Consider the following 16,828-nt stretch of genomic DNA (forward strand, 5'->3'; position numbering starts at 1 on the left):
GAGTCGGCCGCGTGACTACTTGACGAGTGTGGTTGGCTCCACGACACCCGGTCACCGGGAGTCGCCGGAAGGACTAACACGGACGTCCGTGACGCTCCGTCGAGATGGAACGACCACTCCTCGTGACCGACTTCCTGGACCGTGCGCGAGACTACTACGCCGACGAGACGGCGGTCGTAGCGACGACGGGCGAGCGGTACACGTACGCCGAGCTCGGCCGGCGCGCAGACCGGTTCGCCGCCGCGTTGTCCGAGCGCGGCGTCACCCCCGGCGACCGAGTGGCGGTGTTGGACCCGAACACCCACTACCACCTGGCGGCGTTGTACGGGACGGTTCAGGCCGGCGGGGTCCACACCCCGCTCAACTACCGACTCACGCCGGAGGACTTCGCGTACACCCTCTCGGACGCCGGCGTGACGGCGATCTACGCCGACCACGAGTACGCCGACCGGATCGAGGCCGTCCGCGACGAGGTGCCGACGGGGGTGTTCTTCACGGACGATCCGGACCGCGTCGACGGGGACTGGGAGTCGTTCGACGACGCGCTCGCCGACGCCGACCCGGCGGCCCACGAACGCCCGTCGATGGCGGAAGACGACGTGGTGACGATCAACTACACCTCCGGGACGACCGGCGACCCGAAGGGGGTGTGTCGTACACACCGCAACGAGACGCTCCACGCGTACCTCTCCGCGTACCACTTGGACGTGCGCGACACGGACACCTACCTCTGGACGCTGCCGATGTTCCACGTCAACGGCTGGGGCCACGTCTACTCCGTGACCGGTGCCGGTGCCACACACGTCTGTACGCGCGGCGTGGACGCGGCGACCGTCTTCGAGACGATCCAGTCGGAGGACGTGTCGTACCTCTGTGCCGCGCCGACGGTCCTGAACGTGCTCCAGGAGTACCACGCGAACCACGACGTGACGACGACCGGCGACGCGCCGGTGCGGGCCGCGACCGCCGGCAGCGCCCCGCCGGAGGCGACACTCCGGACCGTCGAAGAGGAGTTCGGCTGGGACCTCCTCCACGTGTACGGCGCGACGGAGACCGGGCCGTTGATCACCACCTCCGAGGCCGGCCGGTTGTTCGACGACGACAACCGCTACCGACTGAAGAAGCGCCAGGGGATCGGCTTCCTCGGCACGGAGGTGCGGGTGGTAGACGAGGACGGCGAGGACGTGCCCCGGGACGACGCCACGCTGGGGGAGATCGTCGTCAGCGGCAACCAGGTGATGGACGGCTACTGGGAGAAGCCGGAGGCGACCGAGACCGCCTTCCACGACCGCGTCGACGGCTACTACCACACCGGCGACCTCGCGGTCGTCGACGAGAACGGCTTCGTCTCCATCCAGGACCGCAAGAAGGACATCATCGTCTCCGGCGGGGAGAACATCTCCTCCATCGAACTGGAGGACACCCTGTTCGACCACCCCGACGTGACCGACGTCGCGGTGATCCCCTCGCCACACGACCAGTGGGGGGAGACGCCGAAGGCGTTCGTCGTCCCGGACGGCGACCCGGACGACCCGCCGGTGACGGCCGACGACCTCACCGAGTTCACCCGTGACCGACTGGCCTCGTACAAGACCGTCCGGCGCGTGGAGTTCGTCGACGAACTCCCGACCACCGCCACCGGGAAGGTCCAGAAGTACGAGATCCGCGAGACGGAGTGGGCCGACCGGGACTCGATGGTCGGACAGGGGTGAACGGCCGATAACGGCAAGTAAGACTGTATCCTGTGACGGCTCTCGATCGACCCGAATCCGGAGATGCCAGTCAACGGGCGGGAGACGGACTGAGAACGCCGTCTCGGTCACAGAGCGAGATCGACAGCCGTCGTCGGTGACGGCAACGACGGGAGCCGGTGACGGGTTCAAACCCGTCTCGTGCGTAGACTGTAGAGTGACAGAGCAGACGAACGCGGTGCGGCGGCGACAGTTCCTGCGAGCGGGCACAGCGGTGACTGGGGCGACGGCGCTTGGCGGCTGTGTCGGGGGCGGTGGCAGCGGCGGGGAGACCCTCACCCTGGGGACGCTGGACGTGTTCCCGATGATGCAACACTTCGTGATCCAGCGGCAGGGGTGGTACGACGAGTTGGACGCGGACATCAAGGTGGAGACGTTCGGCGGCGGGCCGCCGTTGGTCCAGGCGTACCAGAGCGGGTCACTCGACCTCGCGTACGTCGGGATCAGCCCCGGACTGGTCGGCATCGCCAACGGCGTCGACTCGAAGGTGGTGGCGGCGAACGTGTTGGAGCCGAACGTGATGGTCGCAGGCGAGCGGTTCCGGGGGTACTGGAACGAGCACGGGAGCGACGCCTTCCGTGTGTTCCGCGAGGAGGTCGGTCGGAAGCCGTCGTTCGCGACGCTGCCGGCGGGGTCGACTCCCGACGTGTTCCTCCGATTCTGGCTGGAGGAGGCGCTCGGCCTGTCGACGGACGTGGTCAGCATCAACGGCCAGAGCCCGAGCGCGCTCCAGTCGACGCTGCTGACGGGGAAGGTGGACGGCGGGAGCGTGATCGAGCCGATCGCCACGAAGCTGGCCCGCGACGACGGAGGTGTCGAGCCGTTCCGGTACGCGGCGCCGATCATGCCCGGCCAGCCGGGCGCCGTGCTCCAGCCGAGCCAGGCGTTGATCGACGACCAGCCGGCGCTCGTCCGGTCGCTCGTGGAGACGCACGTCCGGGCGACGGAGTTCGTCCGGGAGAACCGCGACGAGGCGGCGAAGATGGCCAGCGAGGTGATCGGAACGGAGATCCTCCCGGTCGAGACCGCCCGGACGGCGATCCGATCGCCGGCCTCGACGTTCGTCTCGGACCCCAGAGAGATCGTCGACAAGAGTCTGGTGTACAACGACTTCCACCAACAGCTGGGCAACGTCGACACGGACCTGACGGAGTCGGACGTGTTCGACCACAGCTTCCACGACGAGGTGACCAGCAGTGGCGGGTGAGCCGGACACGGCGGCGTACCTCACGGCCGACGACGGCGGGTTCCGGCTGGAGAGCCTGCGGTCGACGGCGCTCCAGATCGGCGCGCTGATGGTGTTCGTCGCCGTCTGGTGGGGCGGCGCGGCCGTCACTCCGGCGAACCTCCTGCCGGCGCCGCCGGCGGTCGCGGCCGTCGTCGCCAGCGACGCCGCCAGCGGGCTCGTCTTCGAGCTGATCTGGCAGAGCCTCCGGCACTACATCCCCGGACTGCTCGTCGGCAGCGCGTTCGGGATGGGCGTCGGCGTGCTCGTCGGCTGGAGCGACACGGCCGCCGAGACTGTCGGCACGGTCGCGCAGTTCCTGCGGCCGGTGCCGCCGTTGGCGTGGATCCCGTTCGCAATCGTCTGGTTCGGCCTCACGGACGCCGGCGCGGCGTTCATCGTCGCCGTCGTCGCCTTCTGGATCAACTACTACAACGCCGAGAGCGGCGTCGCGGGGGTCGACCAGGAGCTGTTGGAGGTGGCCCAGTCGCTCGGCACCGACTCGGACCTGCGGCTCGTCCGGAAGGTGGTGTTGCCGTCTGCGGTGCCGGAGCTGACGACCGGCTTCCGGACCGCCGCCGGCCAGGCGTGGATGGTGATGGTCGCGGCCGAACTCCTGGGGGTGGCCGGCATCGGGAAACACCTCTGGGACGCCGCCAACTTCCTCCAGATGGACGTGGTGGTGGCGTACATGTTCGTCATCGGGACGCTGTTCCTGACGACCGACCGACTGATCGTGTTCGTCCAAGGGAGGGTGTTGTCGTGGCGCTGACGGAGGCGAGCGACGCCGAGGTCCAGGTCCGTCTGGACGACGTCGCCAAGACGTACGACGGGGAGAACGGCCCGGTCAGAGCCGTCGAGAACGCCTCGTTCGACGCCACCCGCGGGGAGTTCGTCTCCGTCGTCGGCCCGTCCGGCTGCGGGAAGTCGACGGTGTTCCGGATCATCGCCGGGCTGGAGACGGCGACGGAGGGTCGAGTGACGGTCGGCGGTGCTCCCGTCGAGGGTCCCGGCCCGGACCGCGGGATGGTGTTCCAGGACGACGCCCTGTTCCCCTGGCGCACCGTCGCCGGCAACGTCCGCTACGGGCTGGAGGAGGTGGGAGCCCCGGAGGGGTTCACCGTCTCCGAGCGGGTCGACTACTGTCTCGATCTGGTCGGACTCGCCGACGCGCGCGACCAGTACCCGCGGGAACTGTCCGGCGGGATGCGCCAACGGGTCGGTATCGCCCGTGCGCTGGCCGTCGACCCGCCCATCCTCCTGATGGACGAGCCGTTCGCCAGCGTGGACGAACGGACGAAGGCGACGCTCCACCGCGAGCTGTTGGAGATCTGGGACGAGACCGGCAAGACGGTCCTGTTCGTCACCCACGACATCGACGAGGCGGTGTACCTCTCGGATCGCGTCGTCGTGTTCTCCGAGGGTCCCGGGACGGTCGCCGACGTGGTGGAGCCGCCGGCGGCGCGGCCCCGCGACCGGACGAGCACGGCGTTCACGGACGCGAAGGCGGCCGTGCTGTCACAGTTCGAGGAGTGAACGCGGAAGGAGGCTACTCCGACTCCGGGGCCCGCGACGGCTCCGGCGACTCTGCGTCTGTGACGGCGGTCGCCGTCGAGTCGGAGTCGTCGACGGCGGGGACGGCTCTCTGTTCGCCGGTGGCGACGGTCGTCGCGGTGCCAGCGGCGGCGTCGAGCCGGCACAGCGCCGTCCCCGGCGGGTCGAACCGCTCGGGGTGGATCGCGGCCGCGAGGTGTTCCAGACTCTCGACGAGCCGCGGCCCCGGACGGTTGAGGTAGTGGTTGCCGTCGACGACGTACGTCCGGTCGGGTGCCGCCGGGAGGTCGTCGTACCCATCGCGGTCGACGAGCGCGTCGGCGTCCGCGAGCGTCCGGGGGACGGCGAACCCGCACGGCCCGCAGACGACGACCGACGGTTCGGCCGCGACGAGTCGCTCGAAGCGGACGGGGCCGGACCGCTCGCCCACGTCGGCGAGCACCGGTTCTCCGCCGGCGATCTCGACCAGCTCCGGCACCCAGTGGCCGGCGACCATTACCGGGTCCAGCCAGTCCAACACGGCCACCGGCGGTCGGCCGGTCTCCTCGACGGCCGTTGTCGCCGTCTCTCGGACGGCCGCGACCCGCGACTCCAACTCCGCTCGGAGCTGGGTCGCTCGCTCCGACCGACCCAGCACCTCGCCCAGCCGTTCGACGTTGTCGAACACGTCCGTCAGCGTGTGCGGGTGGGTGGCGACGAACTCGGCGTCCAGCCCCAGGTCCGCGATCGTCTCGCGGGCGACCGTCTCGTCGACGGCACACACGTCACAGATCCCCTGGGTGACGACCACGTCCGGGTCTAGCTCCCGGAGTCGCTCCCGGTCGAGTTGGTACACGCCGTCGTCTGCCGCCTGGACCGCGTCGTCGACGGCCGCGCTGTCGCCGTCCGTGTCGATCCGGCTGTGGACGACCGTCGGCAGGTCCGTGACCTCCGGCGGGTAGTCGCACTCGTGGGTCACCCCGACCGGCTCCACGCCGAGCGCACACAGCGTCTCCGTCGCCGACGGCAACAACGAGACGACTCGCTGGTCTGTCATGTCGCGTCGTTGGTGCCCCGCCCACAAAACTCCCGTCGTCCGCTCGCCGTCGTCCGTGGGCGCCCACTGATCGCCTGCTCTCGTCCGCAGACGCCCGTTGTTCGCCCGCTCCCGTCCGGGGACGCACGCCGTCGACTCCTCGTCGTCCGCGGCCGTCTGCCGTCGCCCGCCGACGCCCGCTGTCCGCCGACTGTCGCCCACCGGATCGTCGCCGCTCAAAACTGGTCGAGCCCGGTCTGGCGGCGTCTGGTACCCGGAGGGTCGCGGACCCAGGGAGTCCGGGACGCGCGGAGCGCGTCGGCGTCGACGGCCGGCGGGTCCGCGGGCTCGCGGCGCGGACAGTCGTCGCCGCAGTCGCTGCCGGGGGCGACCACCCGGTCGTAGGCCGCACAGTACGGCAGGCCGTTCTCGTCCGGCTCACACCGGGCGCACGCGGGGTACGACGACGGTCGCCACCCTTTGCCGTAGGCACGTTCCGCGACCACGCGACGCCGCGCCGCCTTCTCGTCGGCGGAGACGACGGTCACCGCCGTCCGGCCGTCGTGGGCCTCGCCGGGCTCTACGCCCGGCTCGTCGACCGGGAGCCGGTCGGGCGGCCGAACGACCGTCCGCTCGCCCGTCTCCGGGTCGAACTCCCAGATTCCGACCGACTCGGGAACGCGGTTGCGGTGGGCGCCGGTGACGTGTGTCGCCGTCGCCAACACGACACGGTCGAACAGGCCGAGACTGGCGTCCAGTCGGAGCTGTGCCCGGAGGTCGCCCGGGCGGTCGAGATCCGGCTTGTTCTCGACGGCGACGAGCTCGTCGACCCACCCATCGGGGTAGCGTGTGGTCTGGCGGACCCGCCTCTCCGTGCCGTCGTGTTCGGACGCCAGGAACCCACAGTCGACGGCCGCCTCGACGGCCTCCTCGCGACGCTCCGGGTGACAGTCGAACGCCCGCTCCGGCCGGCGTGCGCGGCCGACGCCCACGTCCGCCGCGACCGCCGCCGGCGGGATCGTCCGGTCCGTGATCGCCGCTCGGTCGTCGAACGCCGGCCCGGGGACGACCCCGACCACGTCCACGATCCGTCCCCCGGGGTCGGCGACCGCGCCGCCGTGCTGGCGGGACACCACCCACTCCGTCTCCCGTTCCAGGGTCGCACACAACGCGAGTTCGAAGCCGTACTCCGTGGCGGCCACACCACGACGTAGGGCTCCACGAGTAAGTGTGACGCGACCGCGCCGCGACCCGGCGGCACGGGGGTGGGCCGGATTTAAGTTCGCTGGCCCCCGAGACAGTACGAACCGATGGCCGGCGACATCTCCGAGGCGCTCGGGTCGACGCTAGAGCGGGACGACGAGGAGCTGTCGGTGACGGAGCGGATTCGTCGCACCCTGGAGATGCTGCGCGGCACGGACCTGGACACACGGCCGTTCCGGCCCGAGGACGGCCCGCTGGCGGACTTCCAGCCGCCCGAGGGCCACGAGGTGGTAGAGCGTTACTGGGTGAACGCGCCGTACGCCTACGTCGTCGTCACCCACGACCCGGAGGCGGCAGAACACTACTACCACGCCGTCGAGCCGGAACTAGACGAGTTCGAACGGGAACTGCTCGCCCGGGTGGTGGAGGACATCCGCGACCCCCTCCTGTTCCGCGAGGGCGTGGGTCGTGCCGGCCAGGAGACGCTCCGCGAGGAGCTCGCGCGGCTGTTAGAACAGTACGGCGCGGACGTCGGGATGAACAGCTTCCACGCGCTGTTGTACTACCTGGCCCGCGACTTCCGGCGGTACGGGAAGGTGGATCCGTTGTTCCACGACCCACACATCGAGGACATCTCCTGTGACGGCTACGACCTCCCGATCTTCGTCTACCACGACCGCTACACGGACATCGAGACGAACGTCGTGTTCGGGAGCCAGGAGCTGGACAACTACGTCACGCGGCTGGCACAGCGGTCCGGCAACCACGTCTCCGTCGGCGAACCGATCGTCGGGACGACGCTGCCGAACGGGGCCCGGGTGGAGCTGACGCTGGGCGAGGAGGTCACGCCCCGCGGGTCGGCGTTCACCATCCGGAAGTACGCAGACGAGCCGTTCACGCCGGTGGACCTGATCGAGTACGGCACCTTCTCCGTCGAGCAGATGGCGTACTTCTGGCTGTGTATCGAGCACAACAAGAGCCTCATCTTCGCCGGCGGCACCGCCTCCGGCAAGACCACCTCGATGAACGCGGTGTCGATGTTCATCCCGCCGCGGGCGAAGGTGCTCACCATCGAGGACACCCGGGAGCTGTCGTTGTACCACGACAACTGGCTGTCGTCGGTCACCCGCGAACAGACGGGCGAGGGGTCGGACATCGACATGTACGACCTGCTGCGGTCGGCACTGCGCCACCGCCCGGAGTACATCATCGTCGGCGAGGTGCGTGGCGACGAGGCGGTGACGCTGTTCCAAGCGATGAACACGGGCCACACGACGTTCTCGACGATGCACGCAGACTCCATCGAGACCGTCATCAACCGCTTGGAGAACGAGCCGATCAACGTCCCGCGGGCGATGGTCCAGAGCCTGGACATGCTGTCGATCCAGACGCTCACCCGGTTCGACGGGGAGCGCGTCCGCCGTGCGAAGACCGTCGGCGAGATCGGCGGCATCGACCAACGGACCGAAGAGCTCAACTACTCGTCGGCGTTCAGCTGGCTGCCGGAGGCCGACGAGTTCCAGCGCAACGACTCCAGCCTGCTGGACGAGATCCAGGAGGAACGGGGCTGGAGCCGGTCGGAACTGCTGTCGGAGATGCGGGACCGCCAGCAGTTCCTCCAACACCTCATGGACCGCGGGGTGACGGACTACCGGACGTTCACGGCGTTGGTCAACGAGTACTACGCCGACGCCGAGGAGACGATGGCCCGGATCGAGGACGAACAGTTGGTCGACAGCGTGCTGGACGACGAGGCCGTCACGGCGGGCGCGGACGCGTCGGAGCCGGACTACGACAGCGGTGACGCCGGCGTCGGCGCCGAGACCGACGGCGGCTTCCAGTGAGATGGTGTTGTGGCTACTCCCGTTGGTGGGCGCCCTCGGGCTGCTCGTCCCGTTGGTGCTCGCGCAGTTCGACGACGACGTGGAGGTGTTCCTCACCCGCGTCGCGGTGACGTTCTTCGGGCAGTACGTCGCCCGGGAGAGCGACCGGAAACGGGACCAACAACGCCGGATGCGGGCGGCACACGTCGGCGACACCCACCGGTCGTTCGCCGCCCAGACGCTGTTGTTCGCGGCGGTGTTGGGGCTGGTCGGGAGCGTGCTCGGGGTGTACGTCATCGCCGGCGGGTTGTTCGCGCTCCAGGTCGGCGGCGAGGCCATCGCCGCCAGACTCCCCCCGGCGCTGTCGTTCGTCGGCGAGTTCGACACCGTCTCCGATCTGGGCGTCGTCCAACTGTTCCCGTTGCTGTTGGTGTCGTCGGCGACGTTCGGGACGTTGTTCGGCGCCGGCACCTACTACGGCCGGTGGCTCCTGGTGGACAACACGGCGTACGCTCGGGCGGGGAAGATCGAGGCCACCCTCCCGCGGACGGTGGCGTTCGTGTACGCCCTCTCGCGGTCCGGGATGGCGTTCCCGAAGGTGATGAACACGCTCGCCGACAACGAGGACGTGTACGGGGAGGCCGCCCGGGAGTTGGGGGTGGCCGTCAGGGAGATGGAGACGCTGGGGGCCGACCCCATCACGGCGATGGACCGGCTGTCCGAGCGCACTCCCTCGGACAACATGTCGGAGTTCGCGGGCAACCTCTCGTCCGTGTTGGGCAGTGGGCGCAACCTCTCGGAGTTTCTCCGCAACCAGTACCAGCGGTACCAGGACGAGGCGGAGTCACAACAGGAGCAGTACTTGGAGATCCTGTCGACGATGGCCGAGGCGTACGTGACGGTCCTGGTGGCCGGCCCGTTGTTCCTCATCACGATCCTGGTCGTGATCGGGCTCGTGCTCGGCCAGAACACGATGGTGGTGTTGCGGTTCGTGGTGTACCTCGGCGTCCCGTTGGCGACGCTGGGGTTCGCCGTCTACATCGACTCCGTCTCACAGCGGACCCGAGGCGCCGGCGCGGCGACGGAGTCGTACACGGACCCCCGGACGACCGCGCTGGGGGGTGGTGACGGGGACGGTGGCGGGCCCGAGCCGTTGGCGACGACGGGGTCGGTCGCCGTCGACGGCGCCGGTCGGCCGGTGGCCACGACCGACGGCGGGGAGGAGGCGGCGGCCGACGGCGGGACGGTGACGGAGGAGACGACGGCGGATCGGTGGGCGGAGAGTCGACAGCGGCTGGCGGCGTACGACGCCGTCGAGTCGTACCTGTCGTTGCTGCGCCGGCCGGGGCGACTCCTCCGCGAACGGCCGTCCGTGACGGCGTGGGTGACGGTTCCGGTGGCGCTCGTCTGGATCCTCGTCCGGGCGGGTGCGGTGCCGGCGGATCCGCTCGCGGCCGCCCGGACGCTCGACAGCCCAGTCGTGGAGGGGCTCGTCTCCGTGATCGGGGTGTACGCGGCCGTCTACGAGTACGAGAGCAGACGCACCAAACGGATCGAGTCGGCGGTGCCGGACTTCCTAGACCGGATGGCGTCCGTCAACGACGCCGGAATGTCCGTCGTGGAGAGCGTGGAGACGCTGTCGCGCGACGACGTGGGGGCGCTCACGCCGGAGCTACGCCGGACCTGGCGCGACGTGGAGTGGGGCGCCGACCTGGCGACGGCGCTCCACCGTCTCCGAGAACGAGTCAACTCCGTGATGATGACCCGGGCAGTCGCCCTGACGACGAACGCCGTGGCCGCCAGCGGCGACGTGGCGCCGGTGATGGAGATCGCGGCCGACGAGGCCCGCTCTACCCAGCAGCTCCGCCGGGAGCGCCGGCAGGTGATGGCGACGTACATGATCGTGATCTACGTCTCCTTCTTCGTGTTCCTGGCCATCGTCGGCGCGCTGACGGCGTCGTTCCTGCCGGCCATCGAGAGCGCGGAGCTGGGCGGCTCGCTGCCCGGCGGCGGCTCCGTCCCCGGGGTCGGCGGCGGCGCCGGGGCGCTGTCGGGGATCCAGAACGTGAACTCGGCGCAGTACGTCGTCCTGTTCTTCCACGCGGCCGTCGTCCAGGGGCTGTCCTCGGGCCTCATCGCCGGGCAACTGGGCGAGGGGAACGTCCGCGACGGAGCGAAACACGTCACACTGATGTTGGCCGTCGCCTACGTGGTGTTCACGTACGTGGTCTGAATGGCAGGGTTCGACGGAGACGAACAGACGGGACAGTCCGGCGGAGACGCGACAGGACGGCGACGCGCGGTCGCGGAGACGTACGACCGAATCGCAGACCACTTCGCCGAGACCCGCCACCACCCGTGGCCGGAGGTGCGGGAGTTCCTGGCGGACCGCGAGGGAACCGTCGGGCTGGATCTGGGCGCCGGCAACGGTCGCCACGCCGAGCTGTTGGCCGAGCGGACGGACCGCGTGGTGGCCCTCGACGCGAGTCGGGCGTTGCTGGCGGTCGCCCGCGAGCGGGCCACGGAGCGGGAGTACGACGACCGGCTCGCGGCCGTCGCGGGCGACGCCGTCCGACTCCCGGTCCGGACGGACAGCGTCGAGTTGGGGGTGTACGTCGCCACGCTCCACCACGTCCCGACGCGGACCGACCGCGTGGCGTCGCTGTCGGAGTTGGCCCGCGTGCTCGCGCCCGACGGCGTCGCGGTCGTCTCCGTCTGGAGCACGGCCCACGACCGATTCGACCGCGAGGAGGGGTTCGACACGACCGTCGACTGGACGCTCCCCGGCGGCGAGACGGTCCCGCGGTACTACCACGTGTACGACCCCGCGGAGTTCCGGGCGGACCTGGCCGACAGCCGGCTGACCGTCCGTTCGACGCGGGTTTCGAGCGGCAACTGCTACGCGGTCGTCACGACGAGCCGGGAGGAAGACACTTGTAGCCGGCCCGCGTAGGATCACGGTATGCGTCAACGCATCACACGGACGGTCGACAGGGCGAAGTACGCGGCGGTCGGCGGCGCCGTCGGCGGTGCGGTCGGGGGACTGTTCGGCCGGAACGCGGCCTCCAGCGGCGCGGCCGCGGGGGCACTCGTGGGCGCGACCGTCGGCGAGAAACGGGCGACCGTGGACGCCGTCGTGGAGCGCAGCGGCGTGGACGGCCTCGTTCGGCGGGCACGCGACACCGCGCGAGAACGGGCGAGCCGACGCGCCGAGTCGGAGTAGCCCCGGCGGGCGGTCGTCACGAACCGACACTCCGAGGGAGACTTTTTGTGTGTTCGACGGACACACAGCAGACGATGTCAGTGACGCCCGGCGGTGATCGACGGTGAACGAACACGTGAGACAGCTGGCCGAGACACTGCGGCGGTCGTTCGTCCCTCTCGACGGAGTCGCGCGGGTCGTGACGGCGCTCGGCGGCGCGTTCGTCGTCGTTCGGGCACTCGTCGCCAGCCTCCAGGTGTGTTCGGCGGGGACGAACTGTCCGCCGGTCGTCACCTCGGAGACGGCGGTGTCCGTGTTGTTCGGCGTGACGCTCCTGTACGTCGCCGCCCGGTTCGACCCGCAGTGAGCCGTCACGGGAGTCGCCGCCGCGAAGGGTGTGTTCGCCCGAACTGTCGGCCTGTCACTCGTTCTCGTCGCCCCCGACTCGGAAGCCACAATACCACCCGGTCGTGAAGGGGGGGTATGAGTGCAGAGCCGTTCGCCTGGGACGGGGGAGAGGTCCGTCCGGGCGAGACGGAACACGTCCGGTTCCCCGTCAGCGAGACGTACCTGGGCGACCCGGTGGAGACGCCCGTGACGGTCGTCTGCGGGGAACGACCCGGACCGACGGCGTTTCTGACCGCGGCCGTCCACGGGGACGAACTGAACGGGGTCGAAGTGGTGCGGGAGGTGGCCCACGACTGGAACCACGCCGACGTCCACGGCACACTCGTCTGTCTGCCGGTCGTCAACACGCAGGGGTTCGTCTCACAGGAGCGGTACCTCCCGGTGCAGGACCGGGATCTGAACCGTGCGTTCCCGGGGAGCCCCGACTCGACGGGTGCGAAACGCATCGCCCACCGGATTTACGAGCAGTTCCTCTCACAGTGTGACTTCGGGGTCGACTTCCACACCTCCACGCGCGGGCGGTCGAACATGTTCCACGTCCGAGCGGACATGAACGACGAGGACGTGGCACGGCTGGCGCGCGCCTTCGGGACGAACATGATCATGGACACGGACGGCTCCGAGGGGATGCTCCGCCGGGAGCTGTCGGAGGCAGGCGTGCCGACGATCACGGTGGAGATGGGTGAGGCCCACCGGTTCGAGCGCCACCTGATCGACCACGCGCTCGCGGGCGTCGAGAGCGTGTTCGGGGAGTACGGCGTGTTCCCGGACCGCGAGGTACGGTGGCCGGGGTGGCGCACCACCGTCTCCGGCTGGGAGGAGAAGACCTGGCTCCGGGCCGACGTCGGCGGCATCGTCGAGGTCCACGCCGACCGCGGCGGGCTCGTCCACGGTGGCGACCGGGTGTGTACGATCACGAACCCGTTCAAGACGGAGAAGACGGTCGTCGAGGCGCCGTTCACCGGCGTCGTCGTCGGCGTGCTGGAGAACCCGGTCGTCTCCCCCGGCAACCCCCTGTGTCACCTCGCCAGCGTCGAGGACGACACCCGACAGGCCATCGAACACGCCCGCAACGGCGACGGCGACCCCGCAGGCGACGTACCCGCCGCCTCCGAGTGACAACGGCGACGAATCCCGCGCCACCGGGCCCGTTCCGGCGGCGACGAATCCCGCGCCACCGGGCCCGTTCCGGCGGCGACGAATCCCGCGCCACCGGGCCCGTTCCGGCGGCGACGAATCCCGCGCCACCGAGACCGTTCCGGTGGCGACGAACCTCCCAACCACGTTTTCTTCTTCGCAAGGTACTTTTTCGCTCACCGTAAATGTCCCTTCATGAGTTCGTCGTCGACGGCCGAGCGCGTCCTCGACGCCCTCGAGGCCGACGCGCAGGCCTCTCACGCCGAGATTGCGGAGCGTGCGGGGGTGTCGAAGCCGACTGTCAGGAAGTACATCGACCAACTGGAGGACGACGGGGTGGTCGTCGGTTACTCCGCCGAGGTCGACCCCAAGAAGCTCTCCGGCCGCACGATCGCGTTCGTCGGGGTCGAAGCCGAGAGCGACCGCTACGTCGAGGCCACCCGGGGGCTCAAGTCCCTCGACGCGATCGAACGACTGTACACCTCCTCGGGCGATCACATGTTCATGGCCGAGGTGCGCGCCGCGGACGGCGAGGACCTCGGCGTGGTGATCGACGAGGAGGTGCTCGCCGTCGAGGGCGTCGAAGCCGCCCACCCGTCCGTTCTCCAGGAGCGTCTGAAGTGAGTGTCGTCGACAGCCTCCCGACGCGTCCGCTGTCGGACGCGACCGTCTCGAGGCTCAACCGTTCGGAGCCGGTGACGCTCGCGGTCGCCGTCGACACCGACGCGGGTGGCTCCGACGACGACCCGACCGACGAAACGAGTGACGACACGGACGACACCCGTGGCCTGCTCGTCGCCACCGACGAGTGGGTGCGCGGGCTGGCGTTCGACGACGGCTGGCGGGTCGTCCACGCCGTCGACTACCGGGCCGGCGACGACGGCGAGGGTCGCTACGAGGCGCTCCGCGAGTGTGAGACTGCCGTCCGGGAGACGCTGTAGCGACGGTCGGCTCCGCCTCTCGTGTTCGCCGGCCGCGTCGTCCGGTCGTGTCGTGCTCGCCGGGGTGACGCCTCCGACGACTCAGTCGTCGTCTTCGTAGGCTCCCTCGGCGCGGAGCCGGCCGGCACGCTCCAACACCGCCGGAGTGCGACAGACGCCCGCCTCGCCGGCGGCCTGCGGGACGACACAGTTGTTACAGTTCTCACAGACGACGGCGGCCCCGTCGTCGTTCAGCAGTCGAGCGGGGAGCCGCGGCTCGGCGTAGAACGGGCGGGCCATCCCGACGGCGTCACAGGCGTCACCCAGCAACGAGTCGATCCGAGGGCGCTCGCGCACACCGCCCTCTAGCAGCACGGGCACGTCCACACGGTCCCGGACCCGCCGACAGAGGTCGGCGTTCCAGGCCGGCTCGAAGTCGAACTGGAACGACTCGACCCAGTTCGCGGCCGCGACTGCGGCGGCCCGCAGCCGCGAGCCGAAGGCGTCCGTGTAGCCGTCGCGGTGACGCTCCGCCCGCCAGGCCGCGTCCGGGAACTCCCCACGGATGACCGACATGTCCCAGAACACGGAGCCGTTCACCGGGACGAGCGCGTCGTAGCCGGCCGCCGCGAGCCGCTGACAGAGTCTGACGGTCTCGGCGACGGAGCGGCGCCGCCGGACGAACGGCGGCGCCTCCGTCTCCGCGGGCACCTTCGTCATCACGGGCACGTCGCCGGCCCGGTCGCGGATCTCGGCGAGCACGACCTCGAAGAACCGCCCGAGGTCGCCGAACTCGTCGTCACGGCGGTTGTAGAACGGGGAGCAGAACTGGTGGACGATGCCCATGTTGGCGCCCGCGAGGTGGATCAGGTCGTAGCCGGCGTCGACGGCCCGGGCGGCTGCCCGGCCGAAGTCCGCCGCCAGCTCGTACACCTCTGCCGTCGACAGGACGTGTGCGTCGTAGGCGACGAACCCCGCCCGTTCGAGCGCCCGCAGCTGCCAGGGCGGTTCCGAGACGGCCAACTGCCGCAGATCCGGGTGTTCGCGGCGGTACTCTCGGTGCCAGGTCTCCATCGAGCGGAGTCCGCCGTGCTCCAACTGGATCGCAATCCGGGCGCCGTGGCGGTGGACGGCGTCCGTCAGCCGCTCCAGTTCGGCGACGAACTCGGGGTCGTGGACGCGGGTCATCCCCGGGGCCGCACAGCCGCCCCGCTCGCGGACGATGGTCGCCCCCTGACAGAGCAGGCCGGCGCCGCTCGCGGCCGCCGGCTCCAGGTCCGCGATCAGTGCGTCGACGGCCTCCGGGCCGTTGCCGGCACACTCCAGCAGTGGCGCACGGTACAGTCGGTTGGGGAGTCGCACGCCGCCGACGGACAACGGGGTCTCCAGCGTGGGGGAAGGCGAGCCGTCAGACATCCGATCTGCCGGGGGTCGGGAGCGCGTGGGCTTGAGGGTTCCGTCGCCTCGACATCCTCCCACGGCTGGAGCCGTGGGATTCCTCCGGTTGGGACGTTGGCTATGCCGCACCCACGGAGGCAAGTTTCCCGTCGCCGGTACTGCGGTTTGTGCGCTTCTCGTCGGGACTTCTCCTCTCGGGAGAGTGTGGTGCCTCCGACCAGTTGTGGTCGTCCCACTCGAGACGCACGGGCCGTGCCACCGACCCGACCTCGGGTCGGCCAGTCTGTCGTTTGAGGAGCGTGCGAGACGCGCACAGGTCCGCGTGGGCTTCGTGACCGCACGGACACCGGAACACGTCGCCGTCCCGACCTGTACTGTCCTGTTCGCCACACGCCGGGCAGGTCCGGGTCGTATCGGCTTCTGAGTGCACCTCGACGGTGGTACCGTATTCTTCAGCGGTATGCGATAGCCGCTCGACAGACGCCCCGAACGCCCAAAACTGGTGGGTCCTTTCGTTCACCTCGGCGCACCAGTGCGTCGAGAGAACGTCCGTGAGGTCGCCCACGTACACGGTAGCGACCCCTCTGCGTAGAGCCGTTCTATCAGGTCCCGAACCAGTGCATACTGTGCGTGGTCGCGCCGTCGCGTCGTTCGTAGCTCGCGGCCATCGTGCTTGTTGCCCCGGTAGCCTGGCGGGGTCGTATCCTCGCCGTTCTCGCGGGCAGCAAAAAGGACTGCCACGTCGATTTGTTCTTCTGAATCACCCGTTGTGCGGTGGCAGAGCCGAGAACGTCGACGTACTGCTTCCGGTAGTCGTCGGTGTCTCACACACTCTCGCCGTCGAAGAGTTGCTGGCGGCGCTCGTAATTCAACTCGTTCCACTGAATAGTCGGGCTGTCGCTCGGACCCACCCGTGAACGGGTGGGCTTCCGCTCGCTACGTGTCACTCCGCGTCGGCCGGGTCGGCGTACCACAGCAGTCGGTCACACTCCGGACACAGCAGCGCCGAGACGGACCGGCGTTCGTCGACGCCGAGCCGGCCGAGCAGCCCCTCCTGTCTGTCCCCCGTCTTCACGTGTGGGTTGTAGGCGTCGGACATTCCGAACTCTACGGGCTCCAGGCGGACGTTACAGTCTGGACAGCGTCGTTCGGTCACAGACGCGTCTGTGTACCCCCGGGAGTTGGCTCTGTC

16 protein-coding genes and 1 pseudogene are annotated in these 16,828 nt (G+C 69.8%); 12 read left to right on the forward strand and 5 right to left on the reverse strand.

The features are described from left to right. Positions 1–104 precede the first annotated feature (104 nt). The 4 genes from RYH79_RS06965 (at position 105) to RYH79_RS06980 (ending at position 4,512) form a co-directional block, all read left to right on the forward strand. Positions 105–1,712 (forward strand): long-chain-fatty-acid--CoA ligase, encoded by a 1,608-nt coding sequence (locus tag RYH79_RS06965; protein WP_370897558.1) that lies wholly within the window; start codon positions 105–107, stop codon positions 1,710–1,712. A 196-nt stretch (positions 1,713–1,908) separates the two neighbouring features. After that, positions 1,909–2,958: an ABC transporter substrate-binding protein gene (locus RYH79_RS06970; protein WP_370897560.1), complete on the forward strand. Its 1,050-nt coding sequence runs from the start codon at positions 1,909–1,911 to the stop codon at positions 2,956–2,958. Next, positions 2,948–3,748: an ABC transporter permease gene (locus tag RYH79_RS06975; RefSeq protein WP_370897562.1), complete on the forward strand. Its 801-nt coding sequence runs from the start codon at positions 2,948–2,950 to the stop codon at positions 3,746–3,748. Before RYH79_RS06970 ends, RYH79_RS06975 begins: the two co-directional genes overlap by 11 nt. Continuing rightward, complete coding sequence (locus RYH79_RS06980) at positions 3,739–4,512, forward strand: ABC transporter ATP-binding protein (protein WP_370897564.1); 774 nt, start codon at positions 3,739–3,741, stop codon at positions 4,510–4,512. Before RYH79_RS06975 ends, RYH79_RS06980 begins: the two co-directional genes overlap by 10 nt. Positions 4,513–4,525: 13 nt before the next feature. On the opposite strand, the gene RYH79_RS06985 is transcribed toward RYH79_RS06980, so the two are convergent. Further along, positions 4,526–5,566 (reverse strand): ABC transporter substrate-binding protein, encoded by a 1,041-nt coding sequence (locus RYH79_RS06985; protein WP_370897566.1) that lies wholly within the window; start codon positions 5,564–5,566, stop codon positions 4,526–4,528. Positions 5,567–5,781: 215 nt separating this feature from the next. Further along, entirely contained in the window at positions 5,782–6,747 is a 966-nt protein-coding gene (locus RYH79_RS06990) for a DUF5787 family protein (RefSeq protein ID WP_370897568.1), read from the reverse strand. Positions 6,748–6,855: 108 nt separating this feature from the next. Between RYH79_RS06990 and RYH79_RS06995 the strand changes: the two genes are divergently transcribed. From RYH79_RS06995 to RYH79_RS07030, 8 genes are all read left to right on the forward strand, one after another. Next, positions 6,856–8,592 carry a type II/IV secretion system ATPase subunit gene (locus tag RYH79_RS06995; RefSeq protein ID WP_370897570.1) on the forward strand — a complete coding sequence of 579 codons (1,737 nt, stop codon included), beginning with the start codon at positions 6,856–6,858 and terminating at the stop codon, positions 8,590–8,592. A 1-nt stretch (position 8,593) separates the two neighbouring features. Next, entirely contained in the window at positions 8,594–10,804 is a 2,211-nt protein-coding gene (locus RYH79_RS07000; RefSeq protein WP_370897572.1) for a type II secretion system F family protein, read from the forward strand. Further along, positions 10,805–11,524: a class I SAM-dependent methyltransferase gene (locus RYH79_RS07005; protein WP_370897574.1), complete on the forward strand. Its 720-nt coding sequence runs from the start codon at positions 10,805–10,807 to the stop codon at positions 11,522–11,524. Between the two features lie 9 nt (positions 11,525–11,533). Next, on the forward strand, positions 11,534–11,794 hold the full coding sequence (locus tag RYH79_RS07010; RefSeq protein ID WP_370897576.1) for a hypothetical protein: 261 nt from the start codon (positions 11,534–11,536) through the stop codon (positions 11,792–11,794). Between the two features lie 103 nt (positions 11,795–11,897). After that, positions 11,898–12,140 (forward strand): hypothetical protein, encoded by a 243-nt coding sequence (locus RYH79_RS07015; RefSeq protein WP_370897578.1) that lies wholly within the window; start codon positions 11,898–11,900, stop codon positions 12,138–12,140. 116 nt (positions 12,141–12,256) lie between these two features. Further along, complete coding sequence (locus RYH79_RS07020) at positions 12,257–13,300, forward strand: succinylglutamate desuccinylase/aspartoacylase family protein (RefSeq protein WP_370897580.1); 1,044 nt, start codon at positions 12,257–12,259, stop codon at positions 13,298–13,300. A gap of 213 nt (positions 13,301–13,513) precedes the next feature. Continuing rightward, positions 13,514–13,942 carry a winged helix-turn-helix transcriptional regulator gene (locus RYH79_RS07025; RefSeq protein ID WP_370897582.1) on the forward strand — a complete coding sequence of 143 codons (429 nt, stop codon included), beginning with the start codon at positions 13,514–13,516 and terminating at the stop codon, positions 13,940–13,942. Then, complete coding sequence (locus RYH79_RS07030; protein ID WP_370897583.1) at positions 13,939–14,259, forward strand: DUF7964 domain-containing protein; 321 nt, start codon at positions 13,939–13,941, stop codon at positions 14,257–14,259. Before RYH79_RS07025 ends, RYH79_RS07030 begins: the two co-directional genes overlap by 4 nt. An 81-nt stretch (positions 14,260–14,340) precedes the next feature. On the opposite strand, the gene RYH79_RS07035 is transcribed toward RYH79_RS07030, so the two are convergent. The 3 genes and pseudogenes from RYH79_RS07035 to RYH79_RS07045 all read right to left on the reverse strand — a co-directional run bounded on the left by RYH79_RS07035 (position 14,341) and on the right by RYH79_RS07045 (position 16,792). Then, positions 14,341–15,654 carry an oxidoreductase gene (locus RYH79_RS07035; RefSeq protein WP_370897585.1) on the reverse strand — a complete coding sequence of 438 codons (1,314 nt, stop codon included), beginning with the start codon at positions 15,652–15,654 and terminating at the stop codon, positions 14,341–14,343. Between the two features lie 100 nt (positions 15,655–15,754). Further along, positions 15,755–16,583: pseudogene (locus tag RYH79_RS07040) on the reverse strand (zinc ribbon domain-containing protein). Continuing rightward, positions 16,580–16,792, reverse strand: coding sequence for a hypothetical protein (locus RYH79_RS07045; protein ID WP_370897587.1), 213 nt, complete (start codon positions 16,790–16,792; stop codon positions 16,580–16,582). Before RYH79_RS07045 ends, RYH79_RS07040 begins: the two are co-directional and overlap by 4 nt. Between the last annotated feature and the right edge of the window lie 36 nt (positions 16,793–16,828).

It is taken from the genome of Halobaculum sp. MBLA0143 (assembly GCF_041361465.1).
Taxonomy (GTDB): Archaea; Halobacteriota; Halobacteria; order Halobacteriales; family Haloferacaceae; genus JAHENP01.